The organism is Pseudomonas sp. PME37.24/025 (assembly GCF_055556615.1).
Map to the genome: position 1 here is coordinate 212,048 of NZ_JBVHNK010000011.1, position 25,975 is coordinate 238,022.

24 protein-coding genes are annotated in these 25,975 nt (G+C 59.8%); 13 read left to right on the top strand and 11 right to left on the bottom strand.

Going from position 1 to position 25,975, the window contains the following annotated elements; all coding sequences use genetic code 11:
• Positions 1-22 precede the first annotated feature (22 nt).
• Complete coding sequence (locus ACZ3HH_RS20885) at positions 23-910, top strand: lysophospholipid acyltransferase (protein ID WP_465807275.1); 888 nt, start codon at positions 23-25, stop codon at positions 908-910.
• Positions 911-1,025: 115 nt separating this feature from the next.
• Here the strand turns inward: ACZ3HH_RS20885 and ACZ3HH_RS20890 are convergent, their stop codons facing one another.
• The 5 genes from ACZ3HH_RS20890 to def all read right to left on the bottom strand — a co-directional run bounded on the left by ACZ3HH_RS20890 (position 1,026) and on the right by def (position 5,767).
• Positions 1,026-1,337, bottom strand: a complete 312-nt coding sequence (locus ACZ3HH_RS20890) for a tetratricopeptide repeat protein (protein ID WP_305424399.1) — start codon at positions 1,335-1,337, stop codon at positions 1,026-1,028.
• A gap of 190 nt (positions 1,338-1,527) precedes the next feature.
• Complete coding sequence (trkA, locus tag ACZ3HH_RS20895; protein ID WP_465807278.1) at positions 1,528-2,901, bottom strand: Trk system potassium transporter TrkA; 1,374 nt, start codon at positions 2,899-2,901, stop codon at positions 1,528-1,530.
• Positions 2,902-2,923: 22 nt separating this feature from the next.
• A complete protein-coding gene (gene rsmB / locus ACZ3HH_RS20900) occupies positions 2,924-4,234 on the bottom strand; it encodes a 16S rRNA (cytosine(967)-C(5))-methyltransferase RsmB (protein WP_465807280.1) in 1,311 nt (436 codons plus the stop codon).
• Positions 4,231-5,190 carry a methionyl-tRNA formyltransferase gene (gene fmt / locus ACZ3HH_RS20905; protein ID WP_465807282.1) on the bottom strand — a complete coding sequence of 320 codons (960 nt, stop codon included), beginning with the start codon at positions 5,188-5,190 and terminating at the stop codon, positions 4,231-4,233. The genes rsmB and fmt overlap by 4 nt, the downstream gene beginning before the upstream one ends.
• Positions 5,191-5,260: 70 nt before the next feature.
• Positions 5,261-5,767: a peptide deformylase gene (gene def, locus ACZ3HH_RS20910; RefSeq protein ID WP_465807284.1), complete on the bottom strand. Its 507-nt coding sequence runs from the start codon at positions 5,765-5,767 to the stop codon at positions 5,261-5,263.
• 169 nt (positions 5,768-5,936) lie between these two features.
• Here def and ACZ3HH_RS20915 point away from each other — a divergent pair, with 169 nt between their 5' ends.
• The 3 genes from ACZ3HH_RS20915 to tsaC all read left to right on the top strand — a co-directional run bounded on the left by ACZ3HH_RS20915 (position 5,937) and on the right by tsaC (position 8,761).
• Positions 5,937-6,962, top strand: coding sequence for a LysM peptidoglycan-binding domain-containing protein (locus ACZ3HH_RS20915; RefSeq protein WP_237885787.1), 1,026 nt, complete (start codon positions 5,937-5,939; stop codon positions 6,960-6,962).
• Positions 6,963-7,042: 80 nt separating this feature from the next.
• Positions 7,043-8,149: a DNA-processing protein DprA gene (gene dprA / locus ACZ3HH_RS20920; protein ID WP_465807286.1), complete on the top strand. Its 1,107-nt coding sequence runs from the start codon at positions 7,043-7,045 to the stop codon at positions 8,147-8,149.
• Positions 8,150-8,203: 54 nt separating this feature from the next.
• A complete protein-coding gene (tsaC, locus tag ACZ3HH_RS20925; RefSeq protein WP_223489481.1) occupies positions 8,204-8,761 on the top strand; it encodes an L-threonylcarbamoyladenylate synthase type 1 TsaC in 558 nt (185 codons plus the stop codon).
• A 111-nt stretch (positions 8,762-8,872) separates the two neighbouring features.
• On the opposite strand, the gene ACZ3HH_RS20930 is transcribed toward tsaC, so the two are convergent.
• Complete coding sequence (locus tag ACZ3HH_RS20930; RefSeq protein ID WP_465807288.1) at positions 8,873-9,850, bottom strand: NADPH:quinone reductase; 978 nt, start codon at positions 9,848-9,850, stop codon at positions 8,873-8,875.
• A gap of 179 nt (positions 9,851-10,029) precedes the next feature.
• Between ACZ3HH_RS20930 and hemF the strand changes: the two genes are divergently transcribed.
• Together hemF and aroE are read left to right on the top strand one after the other, a co-directional pair.
• Positions 10,030-10,944, top strand: coding sequence for an oxygen-dependent coproporphyrinogen oxidase (gene hemF, locus ACZ3HH_RS20935; protein ID WP_465807290.1), 915 nt, complete (start codon positions 10,030-10,032; stop codon positions 10,942-10,944).
• Positions 10,945-11,024: 80 nt separating this feature from the next.
• The gene (gene aroE, locus ACZ3HH_RS20940; protein WP_465807292.1) at positions 11,025-11,846 is read left to right on the top strand and encodes a shikimate dehydrogenase; all 822 of its coding nucleotides are present in this window, start codon (positions 11,025-11,027) and stop codon (positions 11,844-11,846) included.
• Between the two features lie 127 nt (positions 11,847-11,973).
• Here aroE and ACZ3HH_RS20945 read toward each other — a convergent pair whose 3' ends face one another.
• The 3 genes from ACZ3HH_RS20945 to betC all read right to left on the bottom strand — a co-directional run bounded on the left by ACZ3HH_RS20945 (position 11,974) and on the right by betC (position 16,184).
• A complete protein-coding gene (locus ACZ3HH_RS20945) occupies positions 11,974-13,542 on the bottom strand; it encodes a SulP family inorganic anion transporter (protein ID WP_465807294.1) in 1,569 nt (522 codons plus the stop codon).
• 190 nt (positions 13,543-13,732) lie between these two features.
• Positions 13,733-14,653 carry a choline ABC transporter substrate-binding protein gene (gene choX / locus ACZ3HH_RS20950; RefSeq protein WP_465807296.1) on the bottom strand — a complete coding sequence of 307 codons (921 nt, stop codon included), beginning with the start codon at positions 14,651-14,653 and terminating at the stop codon, positions 13,733-13,735.
• A 16-nt stretch (positions 14,654-14,669) separates the two neighbouring features.
• The gene (betC, locus tag ACZ3HH_RS20955) at positions 14,670-16,184 is read right to left on the bottom strand and encodes a choline-sulfatase (protein WP_465807298.1); all 1,515 of its coding nucleotides are present in this window, start codon (positions 16,182-16,184) and stop codon (positions 14,670-14,672) included.
• 114 nt (positions 16,185-16,298) lie between these two features.
• On the opposite strand from betC, the gene ACZ3HH_RS20960 reads away from it, so the two are divergent.
• Positions 16,299-17,249: a choline sulfate utilization transcriptional regulator gene (locus ACZ3HH_RS20960; protein WP_052963537.1), complete on the top strand. Its 951-nt coding sequence runs from the start codon at positions 16,299-16,301 to the stop codon at positions 17,247-17,249.
• A 68-nt stretch (positions 17,250-17,317) separates the two neighbouring features.
• Here the strand turns inward: ACZ3HH_RS20960 and ACZ3HH_RS20965 are convergent, their stop codons facing one another.
• Complete coding sequence (locus ACZ3HH_RS20965; RefSeq protein WP_465807301.1) at positions 17,318-17,983, bottom strand: NAD(P)-dependent oxidoreductase; 666 nt, start codon at positions 17,981-17,983, stop codon at positions 17,318-17,320.
• A gap of 83 nt (positions 17,984-18,066) precedes the next feature.
• Between ACZ3HH_RS20965 and ACZ3HH_RS20970 the strand changes: the two genes are divergently transcribed.
• A complete protein-coding gene (locus tag ACZ3HH_RS20970) occupies positions 18,067-18,393 on the top strand; it encodes a DOPA 4,5-dioxygenase family protein (RefSeq protein ID WP_465807303.1) in 327 nt (108 codons plus the stop codon).
• Here ACZ3HH_RS20970 and ACZ3HH_RS20975 read toward each other — a convergent pair whose 3' ends face one another.
• Complete coding sequence (locus ACZ3HH_RS20975; RefSeq protein ID WP_465807305.1) at positions 18,394-18,795, bottom strand: GFA family protein; 402 nt, start codon at positions 18,793-18,795, stop codon at positions 18,394-18,396.
• Between the two features lie 319 nt (positions 18,796-19,114).
• Between ACZ3HH_RS20975 and ACZ3HH_RS20980 the strand changes: the two genes are divergently transcribed.
• The 5 genes from ACZ3HH_RS20980 (at position 19,115) to ACZ3HH_RS21000 (ending at position 25,958) form a co-directional block, all read left to right on the top strand.
• A complete protein-coding gene (locus tag ACZ3HH_RS20980; protein ID WP_367373527.1) occupies positions 19,115-20,422 on the top strand; it encodes a CitMHS family transporter in 1,308 nt (435 codons plus the stop codon).
• Positions 20,423-20,506: 84 nt separating this feature from the next.
• Positions 20,507-21,274, top strand: a complete 768-nt coding sequence (locus ACZ3HH_RS20985) for a TerC family protein (protein WP_460144038.1) — start codon at positions 20,507-20,509, stop codon at positions 21,272-21,274.
• Positions 21,275-21,596: 322 nt separating this feature from the next.
• Positions 21,597-23,255 carry a Na/Pi cotransporter family protein gene (locus ACZ3HH_RS20990; protein ID WP_465807308.1) on the top strand — a complete coding sequence of 553 codons (1,659 nt, stop codon included), beginning with the start codon at positions 21,597-21,599 and terminating at the stop codon, positions 23,253-23,255.
• A 56-nt stretch (positions 23,256-23,311) separates the two neighbouring features.
• Positions 23,312-24,691 (top strand): M16 family metallopeptidase, encoded by a 1,380-nt coding sequence (locus tag ACZ3HH_RS20995; RefSeq protein ID WP_465807310.1) that lies wholly within the window; start codon positions 23,312-23,314, stop codon positions 24,689-24,691.
• 238 nt (positions 24,692-24,929) lie between these two features.
• Complete coding sequence (locus ACZ3HH_RS21000) at positions 24,930-25,958, top strand: DUF5924 family protein (protein ID WP_465807311.1); 1,029 nt, start codon at positions 24,930-24,932, stop codon at positions 25,956-25,958.
• Positions 25,959-25,975 lie beyond the last annotated feature (17 nt).

The following is a 25,975-nucleotide window of genomic DNA, read 5'->3' on the forward strand; positions in this document are numbered from 1 at the left end:
AGCACAAGATCAGGAGTGACCTGTGGATAAGTTGAAAGGCGCCTTGCTGGTAGGCGCTCTGCGTTTGTTTGCCCTGCTGCCGTGGCGGGCAGTGCAGGCGGTGGGCTCGGCCATTGGCTGGGTGATGTGGAAAACCCCCAACCGTTCCCGCGACGTGGTGCGGATCAACCTCGCCAAGTGCTTTCCGCAGATGGACCCTGCCGAACGCGAGCGTCTGGTGGGCCAGAGCCTGAAAGACATTGGCAAATCCCTGACCGAGAGCGCTTGCGCGTGGATCTGGCCGGCTCAGCGTTCCATTGATCTGGTGCGCGAAGTCGAAGGTCTCGACGTTTTGAAAGAGGCGTTGGCATCCGGCAAAGGCGTGGTCGGCATCACCAGCCATCTGGGTAACTGGGAAGTGTTGAACCACTTCTATTGCAACCAGTGCAAACCGATCATTTTCTATCGTCCACCCAAGCTCAAGGCGGTGGATGAGTTGCTGCGCAAGCAGCGGGTGCAATTGGGTAACCGGGTGGCCGCTTCCACCAAGGAAGGCATCCTCAGCGTGATCAAGGAAGTGCGAAAAGGTGGTGCAGTGGGCATTCCGGCTGACCCGGAACCGGCCGAATCCGCCGGGATCTTCGTGCCGTTCTTCGCCACTCAGGCCCTGACCAGTAAATTCGTCCCGAACATGCTGGCCGGCGGCAAAGCGGTTGGCGTGTTCCTGCATGCCCTGCGGCTGCCGGATGGTTCAGGTTACAAAGTGATCCTCGAAGCTGCCCCCGAGGCCATGTACAGCACCGATACCGAAACCTCCTGCGCGGCCATGAGCCAGGTGGTCGAGCGCTATGTGCGGGCTTATCCGAGCCAGTACATGTGGAGTATGAAACGCTTCAAGAAGCGTCCGCCGGGCGAAGAACGCTGGTATTGAGACACACGTGGTCCCTTGTAGGAGCGGGCCTGCTCGCGAAGACGGTGTGTCAGTCGACTTCATCTTCGCTGGCACTCCGCTTTCGCGAGCAAGCCCGCTCCCACAGGGTTTTGTGTCAGATCTGACGCTCAAGCTTTTTCAGAAACACCGTCATCTCCTTCTCGGCCTGCTTGTCGCCATGGGCGCGTGCGGCTTCCAGGCCCTGCTCCCAGGCTTGACGCGCCGCCGCGTAATCCGCCAACGCCAGATGGGCCTTGCCCAATAGCTTCCAGGCCGCCGAATACTTCGGATCGAACTCGACGCAGCGCTGGAAATGCTCTGCGGCTTTGGCATTTTCACCAAGATCCAGATAACCCTTGCCCAGGCCGAAGCGCAGCAGTGAGTTATCCACACCCTTGGCGAGCATTTTTTCCAGGGATTCGATCATGGTGGATTCCTTATTGAGGTTATTCAGGGATGCCTGTTTGTTCTTGAGATTGCTTTCGCGGGCAAGCCCGCTCCCACAGGAGTCTCGGTCGTACACAAGATATGTGTTCACTGCAAAACACTGTGGGAGCGGCGGTGCGGCGATCCGACTTGCCCGCGAAGAGGCCCGTCCAGCCACTGCAAATGCCGGATCAGAAAAAGCTCAACCCCACATGGAACAGCTTTTCCACATCCCGAATATGCTTTTTATCCACAAGGAACAGAATCACATGGTCGCCGGCTTCGATCACTGTGTTGTCGTGGGCGATGATCACTTCTTCGTCGCGGATGATCGCGCCGATGGTGGTCCCCGGCGGCAGGCCGATGTTTTCGATGGCTTTGCCGATTACCTTGCTCGACTTCGCATCACCGTGGGCGATGGCCTCGATGGCTTCCGCCGCACCTCGACGCAATGAGTGCACGCTGACGATATCGCCGCGCCGCACGTGGGCCAGCAAGGTGCCGATGGTCGCCAATTGCGGGCTGATGGCGATGTCGATGTCGCCGCCCTGGATCAAGTCGACGTAGGCCGGGTTGTTGATGATGGTCATCACCTTCTTCGCGCCCAGACGCTTGGCGAGCAGCGACGACATGATGTTGGCTTCGTCGTCGTTGGTCAGCGCCAGGAAGATGTCGGCGTCGGCGATGTTCTCTTCCATCAGCAAATCGCGGTCGGAGGCACTGCCCTGCAACACCACGGTGCTGTCGAGGGTGTCCGAGAGGTGGCGGCAGCGGGCCGGGTTCATCTCGATGATCTTCACCTGATAGCGGCTTTCGATGGCCTCGGCCAAACGCTCGCCAATCTGCCCGCCGCCGGCGATGACGATGCGTTTGTAGCTCTCATCGAGGCGGCGCATTTCGCTCATCACCGCGCGAATATTCGCTTTGGCGGCGATGAAAAACACTTCATCGTCGGCCTCGATCACCGTATTGCCCTGGGGCAGGATCGGCCGGTCTCGACGGAAAATCGCCGCAACGCGGGTTTCGACATTCGGCATGTGTTCGCGCAGCTGTCGCAGTTGCTGACCCACCAGCGGACCGCCGTAATAGGCTTTCACTGCCACCAGCTGTGCTTTGCCTTCGGCGAAGTCGATTACCTGCAACGCCCCCGGATGCTGGATCAGGCGCTTGATGTAATTGGTAACGACTTGCTCCGGACTGATCAGCACGTCGACCGGAATCGATTCGTTGTCGAACAGTTCGGCGCGGGTCAGGTACGCGGCTTCGCGGACCCGGGCGATCTTGGTCGGCGTGTGGAATAAGGTGTGAGCGACCTGACAGGCCACCATGTTGGTTTCGTCACTGTTGGTCACTGCAACCAACATGTCGGCGTCGTCGGCACCGGCCTGACGCAGTACAGTCGGCAGCGAACCGCGACCCTGTACGGTGCGGATATCCAGGCGATCGCCGAGGTCGCGCAGGCGTTCGCCATCGGTGTCGACCACGGTGATGTCGTTGGCCTCGCTGGCCAAGTGTTCCGCCAGCGAACCGCCGACCTGCCCTGCGCCGAGGATGATGATTTTCATCCAGTCACTCCCTTAAAACCGGTTAACCGCGCGCGGCGGCAATCTTGATCAGCTTGGCGTAGTAGAACCCGTCGTGGCCTCCTTCCTGGGCCAGCAATTGGCGACCATGGGGCTGCTTGATGCCGGCCTGACTGGCGATATCGAGTTCACGGGCACCCGGCGTGCGTGCGAGGAACGCTTCGATGACTTCGGTGTTCTCGGTCGGCAGCGTGGAGCAAGTGGCGTAAAGCAGAATGCCGCCCACTTCCAACGTTATCCACATGGCATCAAGCAGCTCGCCCTGAAGCACCGCCAGCGCGGCGATGTCATCGGGTTGGCGGGTCAGTTTGATGTCCGGATGACGACGGATCACCCCGGTGGCCGAGCATGGCGCGTCCAGCAGAATGCGCTGGAATGGCTTGCCGTCCCACCAGGTCGCGGTGTCGCGGCCGTCGGCGGCAATCAGTTCGGCGCTCAAGCCCAGGCGTGCAAGGTTTTCCCGCACCCGCACCAGACGCTTGGCTTCCAGATCCACAGCCACCACGCCGGCCAGTTTGGGCTCGGCCTCAAGGATGTGGCAGGTTTTGCCGCCCGGTGCGCAGCAGGCGTCCAGCACCCGTTGGCCTGGCGCCAAGTCCAGCAGATCGGCGGCCAGTTGCGCGGCTTCGTCCTGCACGCTGATCCAGCCTTCGGCGAAACCCGGGAGGCTGCGCACATCGGCTGCTGCGTCGAGGATGATGCCGTCCTGACTGTAAACGCAGGGCTTGGCAGCGATGCCGGCGTGACTCAGCAACCCAAGATAAGCATCGCGGGTGTGATGGCGACGGTTGACCCGCAAAATCATCGGCGGGTGAGCGTTGTTCGCCGCGCAGATAGCTTCCCACTGCTCAGGCCAGAAGGCTTTGAGGGATTTTTGCAGCCAGCGCGGGTGAGCGGTGCGCACCACCGGGTCGTGCTCCAGCTCGGCCAGCAGCGCTTCGCTTTCCCGTTGGGCGCGGCGCAGCACGGCGTTGAGCAGGGCTTTGGCCCACGGCTTTTTCAGTTTGTCGGCGCAACCGACGGTTTCGCCGATGGCAGCGTGGGCTGGAACCCGGGTGTAGAGCAGTTGGTAGAGGCCGACCAGCAACAGCGCCTCGACATCGGCATCGGCTGCTTTGAACGGCTTTTGCAGCAACTTGGCCGCCAGCGCCGACAAACGTGGCTGCCAACGAGCCGTGCCGAACGCCAGGTCCTGGGTGAAGCCGCGATCGCGGTCTTCGACCTTGTCCATTTGCGTCGGCAGGGAACTGTTGAGTGAGGCTTTTCCGTTAAGAACAGCAGCAAGTGCCTTGGCGGCGGCCAGACGTGGATTCATTGAGCGTCCGCCGCTTGACCGAGAACGGTGCCGACGGCGAATTTCTCACGGCGGCTGTTGAACAAGTCGCTGAAGTTCAGCGCCTTGCCGCCGGGCAATTGCAGACGGGTCAGGCACAGCGCCTGTTCACCGCAGGCGACGACCAAGCCGTCCTTGCTGGCACTGAGGATTTCACCCGGCGCGCCCTGCCCTTCGGCGAGGCTTGCGGCTAGCACTTTCAGCGCTTCGCCGTTCAGCGTGCTGTGGGTGATCGGCCATGGGTTGAAGGCACGAACCAGACGCTCCAGTTCAACCGCCGGGCGGTTCCAGTCGATGCGCGCTTCGTCCTTGTTCAATTTGTGTGCGTAGGTGGCGAGGCTGTCGTCCTGCACTTCGCCTTCCAGAGTACCTGCAGCCAGGCCGGCAATCGCCTGAACCACGGCCGGTGGGCCCATCTCTGCGAGGCGATCATGGAGGCTGCCGCCGGTGTCTTCGGCGCTGATCGGCGTGGTGACCTTGAGCAACATCGGCCCGGTGTCGAGGCCCAGTTCCATGCGCATCACGGTCACGCCACTTTCGCTGTCGCCCGCCTCAACGGCGCGCTGGATCGGTGCCGCACCGCGCCAGCGTGGCAGCAATGAAGCGTGGCTGTTGATGCAACCCAGACGCGGAATATCCAGCACCACTTGCGGCAGGATCAGGCCGTAGGCGACCACCACCAGCAAATCCGGTTTCAATGCGGCGAGTTCAGCCTGAGCGTCTTCGTTGCGCAGGGTCGGCGGTTGCAACACCTGGATGTTGTTTTCCAACGCCAACTGCTTGACCGGGCTCGGCATCAGCTTCTGCCCACGGCCCGCCGGACGGTCCGGTTGGGTGTAGACCGCAATGATCTCGTAAGGACTGTCGAGCAGGGCCTTGAGGTGTTCGGCGGCGAATTCCGGGGTACCGGCAAAGACAATGCGCAGTGGCTCAGTCATGAAAGCTCTCAATTACAAAGCGTCTTGAAAAGAAAAAGGCTTGCCGCGGCAAGCCTTTGAAAGAAGGGCATCAAGCGTTCTGGCGATGGAGCTTTTCCAGTTTCTTCTTGATCCGGTCGCGTTTGAGCGTAGACAGGTAATCAACGAACAATTTGCCGTTGAGGTGGTCGCATTCATGCTGGATGCATACCGCGAGCAGGCCTTCGGCGACCAGTTCGTACGGTTGACCGTCGCGGTCCAGGGCCTTGATCTTGACCTTTTGCGGGCGGTCGACGTTTTCGTAGAAACCCGGCACCGAGAGGCAGCCTTCCTGGTACTGGTCCACTTCGTCGGTCAGGACTTCGAACTCGGGGTTGATGAACACCCGTGGTTCGCTGCGGTCTTCGGAGAGGTCCATCACGACGATGCGTTTATGCACGTTGACCTGGGTCGCGGCGAGGCCGATGCCTGGCGCTTCATACATTGTTTCAAACATGTCATCGACCAACTGACGCACTTCGTCGTCCACTACAGCCACTGGTTTGGCGATAGTGCGCAGGCGCGAGTCGGGGAATTCGAGGATGTCTAAAATGGCCATAAGCTCAATTGCTGCACGTGTGAGGTAAAGTCGGGTCGATGGCCTGGCGAGTCCGAGGATGCAGGCTACCGTTGTGAACGTAGCTTCCGGCTTTTCAATAATGAGCCGGGAGCGAGCCACGAGGGCTCTGGCGTTTCACGCGAACGTACATAATAAAGGGATTCACCGCATGAGGAAATCACTACTCGCCTTGCTCCTTCTGGCCTCGGCCGGTTTTGCGCACGGGCAAGTGCAACTCAGGGAAGGTTTTCCACAGCAATACACTGTGGTGGCAGGGGACACACTCTGGGACATTTCCGCCAAATATCTGCGTGAACCGTGGGAATGGCCGCAGCTTTGGCAGGCCAATCCACAGATCGAAAACCCCAATCTCATCTATCCCGGCGATACGCTGTCGCTGGTCTACGTCAACGGTCAGCCACGCCTGACCCTCAATCGCGGCGCTTCACGGGGCACCATCAAGCTTTCGCCACGAATTCGCAGCTCGCCGGTGGCCGATGCCATTCCGAGCATTCCGCTGAAATCAATCAACAGCTTTCTGCTGAGCAACCGCATCGTCGACAAGGCAGAGGATTTCGACAAGGCGCCCTACATCGTCGCTGGCGATGCCGAACGGGTGCTCAGCGGTACGGGTGATCGAATATTCGCGCGTGGCCATTTCGACCCGGCACAACCGGTGTACGGCATCTTCCGTCAGGGCAAGGTCTACACCGATCCGCAGAGCAAGGAGTTTCTGGGGATCAACGCCGACGACATCGGTGGCGGCGAGATCATTGCCACTGAAGGCGACGTCGCCACCCTGGCCCTGCAACGCACCACTCAGGAAGTGCGACTCGGCGACCGGTTGTTCGGCGGCGAAGAGCGCTCGATCAATTCGACCTTCATGCCCAGTGCGCCAACTACCGATATCGACGGCTTGATTATCGATGTACCGCGTGGGGTGACCCAGATCGGCGCGCTGGATGTCGTCACGCTGAACAAGGGGCAGCGCGATGGCCTGGCCGAAGGCAATGTGCTGGTGGTGATGAAAACCGGTGAAACCGTGCGTGACCGGATCACCGGCCAGCCATTGAAAATTCCCGACGAGCGGGCCGGTTTGCTGATGGTCTTCCGCACTTACGACAAGCTCAGTTACGGGCTTGTCCTTAACGCATCGCGCTCCTTGGCGGTGATGGACAAAGTGCGAAATCCTTAACACGCTCCACAAGTTACCAACAGAGTTATCCACAGCTTATTCCCGATTCGACGGGACTATATAACGATCAAGGATGATCCATGTCGCTGTCTGCCTGTACGTCCGTTTCCCCTGCGGAACTGGAAGCCCGTTTACGCCTGCACCGTTTGCCGGAACTCGGTCCTGTGCGTTTCAAGAAATTGCTTGAGACCTTCGGCTCTGCTTCCAAAGCCATCAGCGCACCGGCCAGCGCCTGGCGTGCATTGGGCCTGCCATTCGCTTGTGCGGAAGCCCGGCGCTCTATTGAAATCCGTGACGGCGCCAGTCACGCATTGGCCTGGTTAGAGCGCCCGGGCCAGCATTTACTGATGTGGGACCAACCTGACTACCCCGCGTTGCTGGCGCAAATCAGTGATGCGCCACCTCTGCTATTCGTCGCGGGCGATCCGGGCATACTGGAAAAACCACAGCTGGCGATGGTCGGCAGCCGTCGTGCTTCGCGACCGGGCATGGACACCGCCACCGCGTTTTCCCGCACTCTGGCGGGTGCTGGTTTTGTTATCACCAGTGGTCTGGCCCTGGGCATCGATGCTGCGGCGCATCAGGCGGCTCTGGACGTTGGCGGACAAACGGTCGGTGTACTTGGCACGGGGCTGGAAAATTTTTATCCACAGCGCAATCGGCGGTTGGCGGACGCCATGATCGCTTCGGGAAGCGCAGTACTTTCGGAGTTCCCGCTGGACGCCGGCCCTTCCCCCAGCAACTTCCCCCGGCGCAATCGAATCATCAGCGGTTTGTCCCTCGGCGTGCTCGTGGTCGAGGCGAGCATTGCCAGTGGTTCACTGATCACCGCCAGGCTAGCGGCGGAACAGGGGCGTGAGGTGTATGCGATTCCAGGGTCGATCCATCACCCTGGCGCAAAGGGTTGTCATCAACTGATCCGCGACGGTGCGGTGCTGGTGGAAACCATCGAGCACATCCTCGAAGCCTTGCGCGGCTGGCAACGGCTGCCGTTATCCACAGAAACGCCGCAGACTGCAGAGACTCATCCGTTGCTCATATTGCTCCACGCGGCGCCCCATACCAGCGAAGCCTTGTCGATCACCAGCGGCTGGGCGTTGTCGAAAGTGTTGGCAGCGCTGACGGAGCTGGAAATGGACGGCCGTGCGGTCTGTGAAAGCGGCCGCTGGCTTGCGCGGGGACGCTAGGTTTTGCATGGAAGATCGGTAAACTGCGCAGAGCCTTATTCCGGAGAGTCTTTCATGGTCAACAGTTGGCGTGTGCAACAAGCCGCACGAGAAATTCGCGCTGGGGCGGTCATTGCCTATCCAACCGAAGCTGTCTGGGGCCTGGGTTGCGACCCGTGGGACGAAGAGGCGGTAGACCGTCTATTGCTGATCAAGGGACGGTCTGTGGATAAAGGCCTGATTCTGGTGGCCGACAATATTCGCCAGTTCGACTTCCTCTTCGAAGACTTCCCTGAATTGTGGATGGACCGCATGGCCAGCACCTGGCCGGGGCCCAACACCTGGCTGGTGCCGCATCAGAATCTGTTGCCCCAGTGGATTACCGGTGTGCATGAAACAGTGGCGTTGCGGGTGAGCGATCACCCACTGGTGCGGGATTTGTGTGCGTTGGTCGGGCCGTTGGTTTCAACCTCGGCCAACCCTCAGGGGCGGCCGGCGGCGCGGACGCGGATTCGCGTGGAGCAGTATTTCCGTGGGCAGGTTGATTGGGTGCTGGGTGGCAATCTGGGTGGACGGAAGAATCCGAGCGTGATTCGCGATCTGGCCACCGGCCACGTTGTGCGCCCGGATTAGACCGCGTCATCGTTCTTCGCGGGCAAGCCTCGCTCCCACAGATCCGAGTCGTATACGAATAATGTGAACGACCGAAATCCTGTGGGAGCGGGCTTGCCCGCGATGGCGTCCTCAAGGCAACAAAACGGTAGACCCTGTCGTGCGCCGCGCCGACAATTCGGTCTGTGCTTTCGCCGCGTCAGCCAATGGATAGCGCTGACTGATGTCCACCTTCAACTTGCCGCTGATGATCATCTCGAACAGCTCATCGGCCATGCTTTGCAGGTTTTCAGCGTTGTTGGCGTAGGTCGCCAGGGTCGGTCGGGTCACGTACAGCGAACCCTTCCCCGCGAGAATCCCCAGATTCACTCCATCCACTGCGCCTGATGCATTACCGAAACTCACCACCAGCCCCCGAGGCGCGACGCTGTCGAGTGACGTCAGCCAGGTATCTTTGCCTACGCCGTCGTACACCACCGGTACTTTTTTACCGTCAGTCAATTCCAGCACGCGTTGTGCGACGTTTTCATGGCTGTAATCGATGGTCGCCCAGGCGCCATTGGCTTTCGCCAGTGCGGCTTTCTCTGGTGAGCTGACCGTGCCAATCAGTTTCACATTCAAGGCCTTGGCCCATTGGCAGGCCAGGGAACCGACGCCGCCGGCTGCTGCGTGGAACAGAATGGTTTCGCCACCCTTGAGTTCATACGTCTGACGCAGCAAGTACTGCACGGTCAGGCCTTTGAGCATTACGCCGGCGGCCTGTTCGAAGCTGATGGCGTCTGGCAGATGTACCAGATTGGCTTCCGGCAATACATGAACGTCGCTATAAGCGCCCAATGGGCCACTGCCGTACGCCACGCGATCGCCGATCTTGAAGCGGGTGACTTCGCTGCCCACCGCCTCGACCACGCCCGCGCCCTCTGCGCCCAGGCCCGATGGCAAGGCAGGCGGCGCATACAGGCCACTGCGGTAATAAGTGTCGATGAAGTTCAGGCCGATGGCCTTGTTGGTCACGCGTACCTGCAGCGGGCCGGGCTCGGCGGGTTGGTAGTCCACGTATTCGAGCACTTCGGGGCCGCCATGGGCGCGGAACTGGATACGTTTTGCCATCTGCTCTCTCCTTAGGTCTTGGCTTCTAGAGTTGTAGCGCCAAGCGCCCTATCGAACTCCCAAGCTTGATCTTCGTCAACTGCGGCAGGCTCGCCTGCGATGTTATGCTACGGGCCCATTTGCGCCGGCCCCCGCTCCGATGGAGCGCCGCGTAGCTTTGCCCGATTCAAGGTGATGACATGACGACCCGCACCGAGGCCGTAAAAGCCTACCTGCTCGACCTGCAAGACCGCATTTGCGCTGCCCTGGAAGCTGAAGACGGCGGCGCGCATTTCGTCGAAGACGCCTGGACCCGGCCTGCCGGCGGTGGCGGTCGCACCCGGGTGATCGAAAACGGCGCGGTCATCGAAAAGGGCGGCGTTAACTTTTCCCACGTCTTTGGTAGCGGTCTCCCACCCTCCGCCAGCGCTCATCGGCCAGAACTGGCCGGTCGAGGCTTCGAAGCCTTGGGCGTGTCGTTGGTGATTCACCCGCACAACCCGAATGTACCGACGTCCCACGCCAATGTGCGCTTTTTCATCGCTGAAAAAGAAGGTGAAGAGCCGGTCTGGTGGTTCGGTGGCGGCTTTGACCTGACCCCTTATTACGGTAATGAAGAAGACTGCGTGCATTGGCACCGCGTCGCCGAACAGGCCTGCGCGCCGTTCGGCCCGGACGTCTACCCGCGCTACAAAGCCTGGTGCGACAGTTACTTCCACATCAAGCATCGCCACGAGCCGCGAGGCATCGGCGGTCTGTTTTTCGATGACTTGAACGAGTGGGACTTCGATACCAGCTTCGCCTTCATGCGCGCCATCGGCGATGCGTTTATCGACGCGTACCTGCCAATCGTGCAGCGCCGCAAGAATGATGCGTTCACGGCAAAACAGCGTGAATTCCAGGAGTTTCGCCGTGGTCGTTACGTCGAGTTCAACCTGGTCTATGACCGCGGTACGTTGTTCGGCCTGCAATCGGGCGGGCGTACCGAATCGATCCTGATGTCGCTGCCACCGCAAGTGCGCTGGGCCTACGACTGGAAAGCCGAGCCGGGCAGTGAAGAAGCGCGCCTGACCGAGTACTTCCTGCAAGACCGCGATTGGTTGGCCAAGGCCTGATTCCAGGGTTTGAGTTTTTGCATCGTCGGGGCTGCAGTCAAGATCGCAGCCTTCGGCACTCCTACGGTTGAGGAATGTAGATGGATCGTTACGTCGTATTCGGTAACCCGATTGGCCACAGCAAGTCGCCGCTGATCCACCGTTTGTTCGCCGAGCAGACGGGGCAAAAACTGGACTACAGCACTTTGCTGGCGCCTCTCGATGATTTTTCAGGCTGTGCCCAGGCATTTTTCCGCGAAGGGCGTGGGGCGAATGTGACGGTGCCGTTCAAGGAAGACGCCTATCGTTTGGCGAACAGTTTGACCAAGCGAGCGCAGCGGGCCGGTGCGGTGAATACCCTGAGCAAGCTGGCCGATGGCAGTTTGCTGGGTGACAACACCGATGGCGCCGGGCTGGTGCGGGACCTGACGGTCAACGCCGGATTCAGCCTTGCGGGCAAACGCATCCTCCTGCTCGGGGCCGGCGGTGCGGTGCGCGGCGCGCTGGAGCCATTGCTGGCGGAACAACCGGCATCGGTGATCATCGCCAACCGCACGGTGGAAAAAGCTGAATTGCTGGCGGAGTTGTTCGCGGATCTGGGGCCGGTATCGGCCAGTGGTTTCGATTGGTTGCTGGAACCGGTGGATCTGATCATCAACGCTACGTCCGCCAGTCTGTCAGGCGATGTACCGCCGATTGCCAGCAGTTTGATCGAGCCGGGCAAAACCGTTTGCTACGACATGATGTACGGCAAGGACCCGACCTCGTTCTGCCGCTGGGCCAGCGAGCACGGCGCGGCGGTGGCGATGGATGGCTTGGGAATGCTGGCCGAGCAGGCGGCGGAAGCTTTCTTTCTGTGGCGCGGTGTGCGCCCGGATACAGCGCCGGTGCTGGCCGAACTCCGCCGGCAATTGGCGCTGTAGTTCTTTGTGGCGAGGGGGCTTGCTCCCGCTCGGGTGCGAAGCGCCCGCAGATTTTAGGGCTGCTTCGCAACCCAGCGGGAGCAAGCTCCCTCGCCACAGGTTATGCCGTTGCCTCAACGTCAGTGTTTCAATCTTCGAAGCGAATCGGGCATTTCTCCGCGCCTTCGAGCTTTCTCAATTCCTCTACCACCTGCGGCCGTGCACGCCGCAGGGTCAGGCTGCGATCCTGGCGCAGCAGCCGTCGCGCCTCCTGGTGCAGCATTTCCACGCCCGAATAGTCGATGAAGTTGATCTGCTGCGCCTCGATCACCACCCGCGCGCCGTGCATCCGTTGCAAACGCACTTGCAGGTAATGGCTGGCGCCGAAAAAGATTGAACCGCCGACTCGCAGAATGTCTTCGTCGCCCTCACGCCAATGCTGAACCCGTGGTTGCGAGGTGCGTTTGAGGTAGAAGAACAGCGAGGCCAGCACGCCGGCGTAGATCGCCGTTTGCAACTCCAGCAACAGCGTCGCGACACAGGTCAGCGCCATGACCAAAAACTCGGCACGGCTGACCCGCAACAAGGCGCGAATGCCGCGATGGTCGACCAATCCCCAGGCGATCAACAAAATGCTGCCGGCCATGGCCGGGATCGGAATGTGCGCGATCAATACCGCACCGAAGATAGCGAACAACGCCACCCACATCGCTGAAAAAACGCCCGCCAACGGTGAGCAGGCACCGGCGTCATAGCTCAGGGCCGAGCGGGTGAAGGAACCGGCGGACAGTGAGCCGGAAAAAAACGCACCGACCATGTTCGAAAAACCCTGGGCGCGGACTTCTTGATTGGCGTCGAGTAACTGCTGCGAGCGCGCCGACAAGGAGCGGGCAATCGACAGGCTCGTCACCAGCCCGAGCATCCCGACCGCCACCGCGCTAGGCAGCAGGCGCAACACCAGCTCCAGATCCAGCGGCAACGGGCTGAAGGGCGGCAGCCGCCCGACAAAGGCGCTGACCAACTGCACATGACCGAACATCGCAGGCCACAGCCACACCAGCAACCCGCTCAAGGCCAGAGCGATCAACAGTGTCGGCCAGCGCGGCAACAGCAGTTTCAGTACGATGCCCACCACGACCGTGGCCAGGCCCAGTACCAGCGAGGGTTTGTCCACCTCGCTGAGATGACTGAACAGCAGCACCAGGCTGTTCAGCGCCGTGGCCTGGTTGGGCACATCCAGCCCCAGCAGATTCGGCAATTGCCCAACGGCAATCACCACCGCTGCGCCAAGGGTGAAGCCCAGCACCACCGAGTGAGAGACGAAATTCACCAGGGCGCCGAAACGCAGCAAACCCAGCAGCCACTGGAAAATGCCCGCAAGGAGTGTCAGAAGCAGGATCAGCGTGACGTAGTCTTGCGACGCGGGGACGGCCAGAGGACTGACGCTGGCGTACAGCACGATGGAAATGGCCGCCGTAGGACCGCAGATCAAATGCCACGACGAACCCCAGAGGCAGGCGATCAGCACCGGGATAATCGCGGCGTACAACCCGTATTCCGGTGGGAGACCGGCGATCAGGGCGTAGGCAATCGATTGGGGCAACGCGAGAATCGCACCGCTCAGGCCGACGATCAGGTCACGACCGACGCTGGCGCGGGTTTGCCGGGGCAACCAGGTCAGGAAGGGAAAGAGTGAATGGCGGCTGGGGAAGGCCATGGGTCCTCTCGGGTGGGGTTTTACGCAAGGGTAGCAGGGTAAAACGGTCAATGTGGCGAGGGAGCTTGCTCCCGTTCGGTTGCGCAGCAGCCGCAAATCCGGACAACTCGGTGAGACAGATAAACCGTGTTTGCCGAAATGGGAGCGCTACGCGCTCCAACGGGAGCAAGCTCCCTCGCCACAGAGAACCTTACAGTTTGGCTTTGACCGCCGGCAACGCATCCTTCCCATCCACAGTCTTCACACCATCCAGCCACTTATCCAGCACCGCCGGGTTGGCCTTGATCCACGCCTTGGCCGCCTCGGCATTGCTGATCTTCTTGTTCACCACCTCGGCCATGATGCTGTTCTCCATTTCCTGGGTAAAACTCAGGTTGGTGAGCAGTTTTCCGACATTCGGACAGGCCTGTGCATAACCTTTACGGGTCAGTGTATAAACGCTGCCGGTGTCGCCGAAGTATTTCTCGCCGCCCTTCAGGTAATGCATTTTCAGCTGCACGTTCATCGGATGTGGCGTCCAGCCGAGGAAGGTCACGAACTTCTGTTTCTTCACCGCACGAGACACTTCGGCCAGCATCGCCTGCTCGCTGGATTCGATCAGCTTCCACTGACCCAGGTCGAAGTCGTTCGTCTTGATGATCTCTTGCAGCGAAATGTTCGCCGGGGCGCCGGAGCCGATGCCATAGATCTTCTTGTCAAACTTGTCGGCGTACTTGTTCAGATCGTTAAAGTTATGCACACCCGCGTCCCAAACGTAATCCGGGACCGCCAGCGTGAACTCGGTGCCGTCGAGGTTCTTCGCCAGTTGAGTCACGTCGCCATTGGCCACGAACTTGTCGTAGAAGCCCTGCTGCGCCGGCATCCAGTTACCCAGGAACACGTCCACCTGGCCATCCTTCAGACCGCCAAAGGTGATCGGTACTGCCAGCGTGTCGACCTTGGCCTTGTAGCCCATGCCGTCCAGCAGAAACCCGGTGATGGCGTTGGTTGCAGCAATGTCGCTCCAGCCAGGGTCGGCCATTTTTACCGTCTCGCAGCTTTGCTCGGCATAGGCCGAGGCACTGCCCAGAGCCAGAAGCCCGACCGTCAGTACTGTGGATAACCTTTGCATGGACTTCCCCTTAACATTATTGGTTTTGGCAGGGTTGTGGATAACGTGCTTTACGTTCCAGATCGTCGAGGTCGATGTGGTTGCGCATGTACTGCTGGCTGGCGTCTACCAGTGGCTGGTGATCCCAGCTCTTCAGCTTGCCGATGGTCAGGGCGTCGGCGACGAAACGCCGGCGTCGCTGACTGGCGAGCACCTGCTGGTGGATCGCCGGGATATCCCATTTGGCCCGCGCTTCGGCGAGAAAATCCTCGAAAATGTGACGATGTTGCGGCGAATGGCTGAGTTCTTCTTGTTCACGCGGGTCGTTATGTACATCGAAGAGTAGGCAAGGGTCGTCTTCGCTATAGATGAATTTGTAGGTGCCACGGCGAATCATCATTAATGGGCTGATGGTGCCTTCGGCCATGTACTCACCGAAAACTTCATCGTGACCGCCCTGCCCTTGCAGGTGCGAAACCAGCGAGCGACCGTCCAGCGGCAGACCCGGTTCCAGCGAGCCGCCGGCCAATTCCACAAAGGTCGGTAGCAGATCGGCGGTAGACACCGCCGCGCTGACCCGGCCAGCCCCGAATTGCCCTGGTGCACTGATCAACAGCGGTACACGGGCAGCCATTTCGTACCAGTGCATTTTGTACCAGAGGCCACGCTCGCCGAGCATGTCGCCATGGTCACCGGAGAATACGATGATGGTGTCATCGATCAGCCCGGTTTCCTCGAGTGTTTGCAGAAGTTTGCCGACGTTGCTGTCGATATAGCTGCACGCACCGAAGTAGGCACGACGCGCGTCGCGAATCTTATCCACAGGCAGCGGCTTGTCCCACAGGTCATAGACTTTGAGCAAACGCTGGGAGTGAGGATCAAGTTGATCCTGTGCAGGTGTTTCGGGCAAAGGGATGTCGGCATCGTCGTACATATCCCAGAAAGCTTTAGGAATCGTGTACGGATCGTGTGGGTGAGTCATCGATACGGTCAGGCAGAACGGCTGATCGCCATCCTCGCGGATGTGGTCGAACAAATATTGCTGAGCCTTGAACACCACCTCTTCGTCGAAATCCAGCTGATTGGTACGCACGCAAGGCCCGGCTTGCAGCACCGACGACATGTTGTGGTACCAGGTTGGCCGCACATCCGGCTCATCCCAGTTCACCGACCAACCGTAATCGGCCGGGTAGATGTCGCTGGTCAGGCGTTCTTCATAGCCGTGCAACTGGTCCGGGCCGCAGAAGTGCATTTTGCCCGACAGCGCGGTGCGATAGCCAAGGCGCCGCAGGTAATGGGCATAGGTCGGAACGTCGGCGGGGAAATCGGCCGCGTTGTCGTAGGCGCCGATCTTGCTCGGCAACTGACCGCTGACCAGCGTAAAACGCGACGGCGCGCAAAGAGGGCTATTGCAATAAGCGGCGTCGAACACCACGCCTTCGGCGGCGAGGCGGCTGAGATTCGGCAGTTTGATCGGCGAAGGGCCGTAGAACGGCAACATTGGCGCGGCCATTTGATCGGCCATGATGAAAAGAATATTTTTGCGCTTCATGTGATCGCGGCATTCCATAGTGGATATTTATGCGAGAGTGCTGTGATCGAGCATGGAGTCCATAATCTTTGTGGTAAAGCCCATGCCAGGCAATGACTAGGATAAGCACAGCTTATGTATGACGCCCTCGGTGATTTGTCCCTGGACCTGCTGCGTGCCTTTGAAGCCGCGGCCCGGCAACGCAGTTTCACCGCCGCCGCGGTGGAGCTCGGCACCACGCAACCGGCCATCAGTCAGCAGATCAAACGATTGGAAGAACAGCTCGCTACCCGGTTGTTCGATCGTATTTATCGCGGTATCGAGCTGACTGAGGCCGGGACTATTCTGTTCGAGCAAGTTCAGCTCGGTTTGCAGAATATCGATGCAGGATTGAGCGCAATCAGCGCACAACAACAGCACGAAGTGTTGCAGGTGGCCACCGACTTTGCCTTCGCTGCGTACTGGTTGATGCCGCGTCTGCATCGCTTCCATACCGCCAACCCTCAAGTGGACGTCAGCCTGGTCACCAGCGAACGCAGCCACAACATGCTGCGCACCGATATCGATGTGGCGGTGCTGTTCGGCGATGGCCGGTTCAAGCAAGGCGAGAGCCACTGGCTGTTCAGCGAAGAGGTGTTTCCAGTGTGCAGCCCGTTGCTGTTGAAGGACCGTCCCCTGCCCTTGCCGGCTCAGGCATTGCTGGAGTTTCCGCTGCTGCACCTGCGAGGCGAACACAGCAGCAACTGGTTCGACTGGAGCGGCGTGTTTCGCGAGCTGGGAATTACCTCGGCCCCAGCGCCGGGGCAACTGCGCTTCGACAATTACACCTTGCTGATTCAGGCGGCGATTGGCGGCCAAGGTGTCGCGATCGGTTGGCGGCACCTTGTGGATAATTTATTGGCGCAAGGTCTGTTGTGTCGCCCGATTGCCGACACGGTGATTTCCAGGCTGGGCTATTACGTGGTTCTGCCCCAGCGCAAACGGCGCGGGGCGTTGATTCAGTTGTTTGTGGATTGGTTGATGGCGGAACAGGCCAGCAGTGCGCAATCGCTCAATGGTCTTCCATTACCTTCGATTGCGGTGTGAATGCAAAAAGATCGCAGCCTTCGGCAGCGCCCACAGGCGCGTAGGAGCTGCCGAAGGCTGCGATCTTTTTACGATTCCGAAGTCGCAACAAAACTCACATGCTGACCAACATGCAAATTCAGCCATAACTCATCGGCAATCCCCACCGCTACCCTGTTCAGCCGTTCCAGCGCTTTGGCCACGCCAGGTTCCAGGCTACTGCTGACATGACTGAAATGCTCGATGGTCAGCCCAGGCACGCCACGTGGTGCATTCACCAACGTCCAGTGCAAAGAGCTGCTTTGCAGAGCTTCGCGGATTTCTTCGGCGGCGTGGCGTTGCAACGGGTCTTCGATTTCCGGGTCGTCCAGCACCTCGAAATCGCCCACCACAAACAGCCGGGCAATGCCCGCCGCCTGCATGCCGTCGATCAGTGCATCCACCGCCAGCACCTCTTCGACAGGACCGGGCACGATGGATTTTTCGATGTGTTCACTGTTCATCGGCAACCCTGGCGCATCGAGCAGGCAGATCACCGCCGAACAGCCGGCCACGCTTTGCTTGACCCGCTTGGCATCGAACAGGTCACCAGCCTTGGTGCGTAAACCCGGGCGCGGCGCGAGCGCGTTCAGGTCATCGAGAATCGCGATCACTTCATGTTGGCGCCGCAGCATTTCAGCCATCAGCGCACTGCCCAAGCTACTCATGGCACCATAAAGCACTACCTTCACCACCGGGGTTTCGGCATTTTTCATGGCTGTGCTCCGTACTTACTGCCTATATAACGTGAGACCTGCGGGGAGTGGTGTGGGTTCGACCAGGCTTAAAGGGGTTTCAGATGCAACGGATCAAGGGCTACCACGCTCATGTCTATTTCAACGCCAGCACCCTTGCTCAGGCTCGGGCCTTGTGTGAACAGGCAGCGCAATTGTTTCCACTGAAGATGGGCCGCGTGCACGAACGCCCGGTCGGCCCGCACCCGGACTGGAGCTGCCAATTGGCTTTCGAGCCGCAATACATTGGCGAGGTGTTGCCGTGGCTGGCGCTTAACCGCAAGGGATTAGTGATATTCCTGCACCCGGACACAGGCGACGATCTGCTCGACCACACCGAGCACGCGATCTGGATGGGCGCGATCCGGCCGCTGAACCTGTCTGTTTTCTGATCAAAGTTGTTCTTGGGCCTCACCGGGCAAGTGCTCGTCCAGATGCAGCCACGGCAAACGACTGTCGGTCCAGATGTGCCGCTCGGCCGGCGCCTGCTCGGGATGGTCGAGGGTAGCGATAGTCACATCGATGCTCTCGGGGCTGAGCTTCGTCTCCAGCGCCAGTTGCGCCCCGCAGTTACGGCAGAAATATCGCACGCAAGTGGACGAAGACTCGTACCGGGACGGCGTACCCGCCATCCATTCAAATGCTGAGGCGGACACGGTGATCCAGGTGGTCACGATCCCGCCGCTGACCCGCCGGCAAATCGAGCAATGGCAGTGAGCGATGTCGTGCAATGGCCCGCTGAATTGATAGCGAATTTGTCCGCAATGGCAGCCGCCGGTATGAAGTTCACCCATGTCTTTTGCTCCTGACCCCGTGTTTACGGCCTTTCAACCGGGCCGACGACCGGTCGTACATTCGGTCAATGCTTTCACTCGCGAAAGCTGGCTGAAAGCTTCCCCGATTAGGATCGCCCTCACTGCCGGCAACAGACCGGTTGGCCAATGCGAGTGTTTTATCGCTCGCCCGGTCCATTTAACAACAACAATGGTGATCCTGATGTCCTCTCCTATCCGCCTCTTCGCTGCAACTCCGCCCGTACGTCTCGTGCTTCCCGTTCTGCGCTGACCCATCCGGTTCGCCATTCCCTAGCCGCGCTACGCCTGGAGTATTCCTATGCTGACTTTCCTTGGCTTCGCCATGGTCATCACGTTCATGTTCCTGATCATGACCAAGCGCCTGTCCGCGCTGATCGCTCTGATCATTATCCCGATCATCTTCGCCCTGTTCGGCGGCTTCTCGCCGAAGATCGGCCCGATGATGCTCGAAGGCATCACTAAACTCGCGCCGACCGGCGTGATGCTGATGTTCGCCATTCTCTACTTCGCCCTGATGATCGACTCAGGTTTGTTCGACCCGGCCGTGCGCAAGATCCTCAAACTGGTCAAGGGCGACCCGCTGAAAGTTTCGGTCGGTACCGCCGTACTGGCGCTGATCGTGTCCATGGACGGTGATGGCGCCACCACTTACATGATCTGTGTGGCCGCCATGCTGCCGCTCTACAGCCGCATCGGCATGAGCCCGCGGATCATGGCCGGCCTGATCATCCTCGCCGGTGGCGTGATGAACATGACCCCTTGGGGTGGCCCTACCGCTCGTGCGGCCAGTGCGCTGCATGTGGACCCGTCGGCGATTTTCGTACCGATGATTCCTGCGATGCTGGCAGGCGTGGTGGCGATTCTGGCAATTGCCTACTTCTACGGTAAACGCGAGCGTGCGCGTCTGGGTGAGCTGCATCTGGTCGGTGATGAAGTCGATCACAGCGAAATCAGCGTTTCGCAGTTCCCGGACGCCCGTCGTCCAAAGCTGATCTGGTTCAATGGCGCGCTGACTCTGACGCTCATGGGCACCCTGATCGCTGGTCTGTTGCCGCTGCCGGTGCTGTTCATGGTGGCGTTCAGTATCGCGATGATCGTCAACTACCCGTGCCTGCAACAGCAGAAGGACCGCGTGGCAGCCCACGCCGGTAGCGTGCTGGCAGTGGTCGGGTTGATCTTTGCCGCGGGTATCTTCACCGGTATCCTGTCGGGCACCGGCATGGTCGATGCCATGTCGAAAAGCCTGCTGGCGGTCATCCCGGATTTCCTCGGCCCGTACCTGGCCGTGATCACCGCGCTGGTGAGCATGCCGTTCACGTTCTTCATGTCGAACGATGCTTTTTATTACGGCGTGTTACCGGTACTTGCCGAAGCCGCCAGTCATTACGGTATAACCGCGGTGGAAATGGCACGTGCCTCGATCGTCGGTCAGCCCGTCCACTTGCTGAGCCCGCTGGTACCATCGACCTATCTGTTGGTGGCCCTGGCCGGTATCGAATTCGGTGACCATCAGCGGTTCACCCTGAAGTGGGCAGTGCTGGTTTGCCTGTGCATACTGGTCGCTGCGTTGCTGATGGGGATTTTTCCGCTGTTCAGCACGCTATAAGCCCAAGACTCACCATGACGGGTCCAGGCTTTGTTGTTGAAGCCCGGGCCCTTCGTGGTTTAACACATCCTCAAAGGAATACACATGGAATGGCTGACCAACCCTGAAATCTGGGTTGCCTTCTTCACCCTGACTGCCCTGGAGATCGTTCTGGGCATCGACAACATCATCATGATCTCGATCCTGGTCAGCCGCATGCCCAAGCACATGCAGGCGCGCACCCGGATTTTCGGCCTCGCGCTGGCGATGGTCACGCGGATCCTGTTGCTGCTGTCGATCACCTGGGTCATGCGTCTCACCGCAGACCTGTTCGAAGTGTTCGGCCAGGGTATTTCCGGGCGTGACCTGATCCTGTTCTTCGGTGGTCTGTTCCTGCTGTGGAAGAGCTCGCAAGAGATGTACCACGCGCTGGAAGGCCAGGACGAAGGCGGCGACGAGCCTTCGGGCAAGGGCGGCAATTTCCTGTACACCATCATCCAGATCGCGATCATCGATATCGTGTTCTCACTGGACTCGGTGATCACCGCGGTGGGCATGGTGTCCCACGTACCGGTCATGGTCGCGGCGATTGTCGTTGCGGTACTAGTGATGATGTGGGCTTCTGGCACCATCAGCGAGTTCATCGACAAGCACCCGTCGCTGAAGATGCTGGCGCTGTCGTTCCTGTTGCTGGTGGGTACCGTGCTGATTGCCGAATCGCTCGACGTGCACTTGCCAAAAGGCTACGTCTACTTCGCGATGGCGTTCTCGTTGGCGGTGGAAGCGATCAATATCAAGATGCGCACCGCGATGATGAAAAAGAAGAAGCAGCAGGATCCGGTGAAACTGCGCAAGGATGTTCCGGGTCAGTAACCCTGGCTCCGATCGATTAACGCGCAAAACCTGTGGGAGCGAGCCTGCTCGCGATAGCGGTCAGTCAGTCAACATCAATGTTGAATGTGACGGCCTCATCGCGAGCAGGCTCGCTCCCACATTTTTTTGCCTAATGAACAGACATCTTTCTTCCTGCCCGCAGACAAACTGTCTTCATGACAGTTTTGTTTCAATCGCTTCTTTAGCTATGCGATGCTGGCGTCCAGACCGTTAGCCAACTACAGCTTAAGTAAAGAACGTAGAAAAACGCGCGGCACCGTTAACTTGCCCCACTGGGGCGCTACCACCACAGGGGGCCTGCATGCTCACCCTGCTCAATTTGTTATCAGCCGTGGCCCTGTTGATCTGGGGCACGCACATCGTCCGAACCGGCATCCTGCGGGTGTATGGTTCCAACTTGCGCCACGTGATTGCCCATAACATGTCCAAGCGCTGGTTGGCGTTTGCCGCCGGGATCATGGTGACCGCCATGGTCCAGAGCAGCAATGCCACCGCCATGCTCGTGACCTCGTTTGTCGGTCAGGGCCTGATGGCACTGACTCCGGCTCTGGCGACCATGCTCGGTGCCGATGTCGGTACCGCACTGATGGCGCGAGTACTGACCCTCGACTTGTCGTGGCTGTCGCCGTTGCTGATTTTCCTTGGGGTGATTTTCTTTCTGTCGCGCAAGCAGACCCGGGTCGGACAAATGGGACGGGTCGGCATCGGTCTGGGACTGATCATTCTGGCGCTGCAACTGATTGTCGAGGCCGCCGCGCCGATTACTCAGGCGCAAGGGGTGAAGGTCATCTTCGCCTCGCTGACCGGCGACATTCTGCTCGATGCTCTGGTCGGCGCGCTGTTCGCGATGGTTTCCTATTCCAGCCTGGCTGCCGTCCTGCTGACCGCGACCCTCGCCGGTGCCAGCGTGATCAGTTTGCCAGTGGCCATCGGCCTGGTGATCGGTGCCAATATCGGCAGCGGTATTCTTGCTTTCCTCAGCACTAGCATGCAGAACGCAGCCGGCCGTCAGGTTGCGCTCGGCAGCCTGTTGTACAAACTGATTGGCCTGCTGCTGATCATTCCGGTGCTCGACCCATTGGTGCACTGGATCGACAGCCTCAATTTCAGCCCTCAAGAAATGGTCATCGGCTTCCACCTGCTCTACAACACCGCGCGTTGCCTGATCCTGTTGCCCAGCGTCGGGCCAATGGCCAGGCTCTGCGCGTGGTTGTTGCCAGAGCGGCCGGACATCAACGGTACGGCCAAACCGCGGCATCTTGACCCGACTGCACTGGTTACCCCGAGTCTGGCACTGGCCAATGCTGCTCGGGAAACCCTGCGCATCGGCGATCTGGTCGACAGCATGCTCGAAGCCATGCTCGACGTGCTGCGCGGCAAACAGACCGCCGTCACTCAGGAAATGCGTCGCCTGACCGATGATGTCGAAGCGCTCTACAGCGCCATCAAACTCTATCTGGCGCAAATGCCCCGCGAAGACCTCAGCGAACAGGACAGTCGGCGCTGGGCGGAAACCATCGAGCTGGCGATCAACCTGAAACTGGCCAGTGATCTGATCGAACGCATGCTGCGCAAGGTTCAGCAGCAGAAAACCTCGCAACGCCGGTCTTTTTCCGAGGTCGGTCTGGAGGAATTGGCGGGGCTGCACAGTCAGCTGATTGCCAACCTGCGTTTGGGGTTGTCAGTGTTCCTTAGTGCCGACCCGGAAAGTGCTCGCCAGTTACTGCGTGAGAAACGGCGCTTTCGCGCACAAGAACGTCGCCTCGCCCACGCTCATGTCAGCCGTTTAAACCGTAAGATCGTGCAAAGTATCGAGACCAGTTCGCTGCATCTGGAACTGATTGCTGACATGAGACGCTTGAACTCCCTGTTCTGCAGCAGCGCTTATGCGGTGTTGGGCACGTCGGACACTGGCGCTCTGGCGGTCGACGATATGACTGACATCACGCATTCACCCTGAACGTCCACAGTTGCTTGAAGTCTGTTGAACTTACGCTGGTCGTACGGAAACTCGTTATGCGTTGTCTGTTGTTCGCTTGTCTGTTGCTCGGCTCACTGCCTTCATTTGCCCTGGATCGCTTTCAGGTCGAGGGTTACACGTTGCCCAACGGCCTGCAATTGGTCCTTAAACCGGGTACCGAGCGCGGGCATGTGGCGATCCGGTTGGTGGTTGGCGTAGGCCTGGATGATTTCAGCTGTGCCGACAAGGAGCTGCCGCATTTGCTCGAACACTTGCTGTTCAGCGGCATCGACGCCACCGGCGAAGGCGGTCTGGAAGAACGCATGCAGGCCTTGGGCGGTGAGTGGAATGCCTACACCAGCAATGCCGACACGACCTTCGTCATCGAAGCCCCGGCGAAAAACCAGCGCAAGGTCCTCGACCTGTTGTTGGCGCTGCTGACCCAGACCCGGATCGACGACAATGCGATCAACGTCGCCAAGCAAGTGGTCGAGCGCGAAGACGGTGGCCATTACTCGCACCTGCAACGCTGGCTGGATCGCCAGGATCTGGGGCACACCGCGAGTAATCAGTTGGCGGTGGAACTGGGCCTCAAATGCCCCGAGCGCGCGCAAGTCGATCACCTGACCCGCGAGCAACTGGAGAAGGTGCGCAATGCCTGGTACGCGCCCAACAACATGACCCTGATCGTGGTCGGCGACCTCGACCGCCTGCTGCCGGCCTATCTGGAGCGGGCCTATGGCGCACTCGAGGCGGTTGAGCCGACTGAGCACCGGCCTCTGCCAGACATTCAGGCCAGCGCGACCCACGAGCGCACTTTGAGTAGCGGTTTCGTCGGCGGCGGTGCCAAATTGCATTGGCTGGTGCCGGAACCGGTGCTGGAAGACCAGCACGACGAAACCTTCGACCTGCTCAAGGACTATCTGGACTGGGCGCTTTATCGCCAGTTGCGCCTGGCCCATGGGTTGTCTTACGGGCCCTCGGCCGAGCGCGAGGTATTTGGCGGGGTGGGCTTCATGAGCCTGAACGCCGACCTTGATCGCGACGATGTGCTGGCAGCGGAACAGGTGCTGGATGAGCTTAAAACCGATCTGCTCAAGAACGGTCTCGACGCCGCCACCTTCGCCCGTCTCAAGCAAACCGCCATCGCTCGCCAGGCCTGGGCCGTGCAAGGCAATAGCGCCTTGGCGGACTATTACTGGAGCGCCCTTGGCGACTACGAGGACGGCCATTTCGTCAACCCGGCCAAGGCGCTGCAAGACGTGACACTGGCCGAGGCGAACAAGGCAATGCGCGAGTTGCTGTTGCAGCCGGGGTATCTGCGGATCGAGAAGCCGCTGGTGAGTTACGACCAGGTGATGTGGGCGATTGTCGGGGGATTTGGGTTGATGGTGCTTGGAATATTGGGTTGGCGCGTTCACCGCAGAAAGAAGTAACTTCCCTGTGGCGAGGGAGCTTGCTCCCGTTGGGCTGCGAAGCGGCCCTGAAAAACGGCACCCCTGTTTATCAGGCACACCGCATTCACCGATATTGCGACTGCTGCGCAGCCGAGCGGGAGCAAGCTCCCTCGCCACAGGGTTTTGCGTTCGATCAAAGTGACCGCAAGCCTCGCCACACGGCCTCTCGGGCGGTACCCTGTCGAGGATTTTTCCCACGACTATTGTGAATCGCCGAATGCCGAATCTGACCCTGTACGTACAGCGCATCCTCGAATTGATGAAGCGCTATCCCGGGGTCATTGCGCTTGGTGGTTTCATCTCCGGGGTCGGCAGCTTCATGCTGGTGGATCGCCAACAAGGTCTGGCGACCTGGATCACCACCATCATGCTGGTCAGCTGGGTCTGGCTGATGCTGGAAAACAGCCTCACCAAGTTGTTCGCCAAGGTCTTCAAGCGCGAAATACCCCAGCCCTTGCTGCGTTACGCGACGCAGATGATCCATCAGGAAAGCCTGTTCTTCGTCCTGCCGTTCTTTTTAATCACCACCACCTGGAACAGCGGCCAGTTGTTCTTTACTGGATTACTGAGCATGGCGGCGCTGATTTCGATCATCGACCCGCTCTACTACAAATGGCTGGCACCGCGCCGCTGGGCGTTCCTGGCGCTGCACACCCTGACCCTGTTCGCGGCCCTGTTGACCGCCCTGCCCGTCATCCTGCACCTGACCACCGCCCAGAGCTTCAAACTGGCGCTGGGCATTGCCATGTTGTTGTCATTCCCGAGCCTGGCCTCGATCTTCCCGATTCGCACCGTGCGCAATGCGTTGGCGATCCTCAGCATCACCGTCGGCATCGGCGCCGCCGGTTGGGTGCTGCGTTCCTGGGTTCCGCCGGCGACCCTGTGGATGACCGATGTGGCGATCAGCACCCAAGTGCAGGATCGAACCCCCGGCAAGAGCCTGGAAGAAGTCAGCGCCGAGCAGATTCGTGGAGATGGGCTGTACGCGTACACCGCGATCAACGCCCCTCGGGGTCTGGCCGAGCGGATTTATCACGTCTGGATGTTCAACGGTAAAGAAGTCGATCGTATCCCGCTGGATATCAACGGGGGGCGCAAGGAAGGCTACCGCGCCTGGACCCACAAGCAGAACTTCCCCGGCAACCCCGCAGGCAAATGGCAGGTTCGGGTGCTGACTGAGGACGGTCAGTTGATTGGCGTACTGCGCTTCAAGGTCATGGACAGCACACCGATCAAAGAAAAGTAACGCGGTTCGTGCTATTA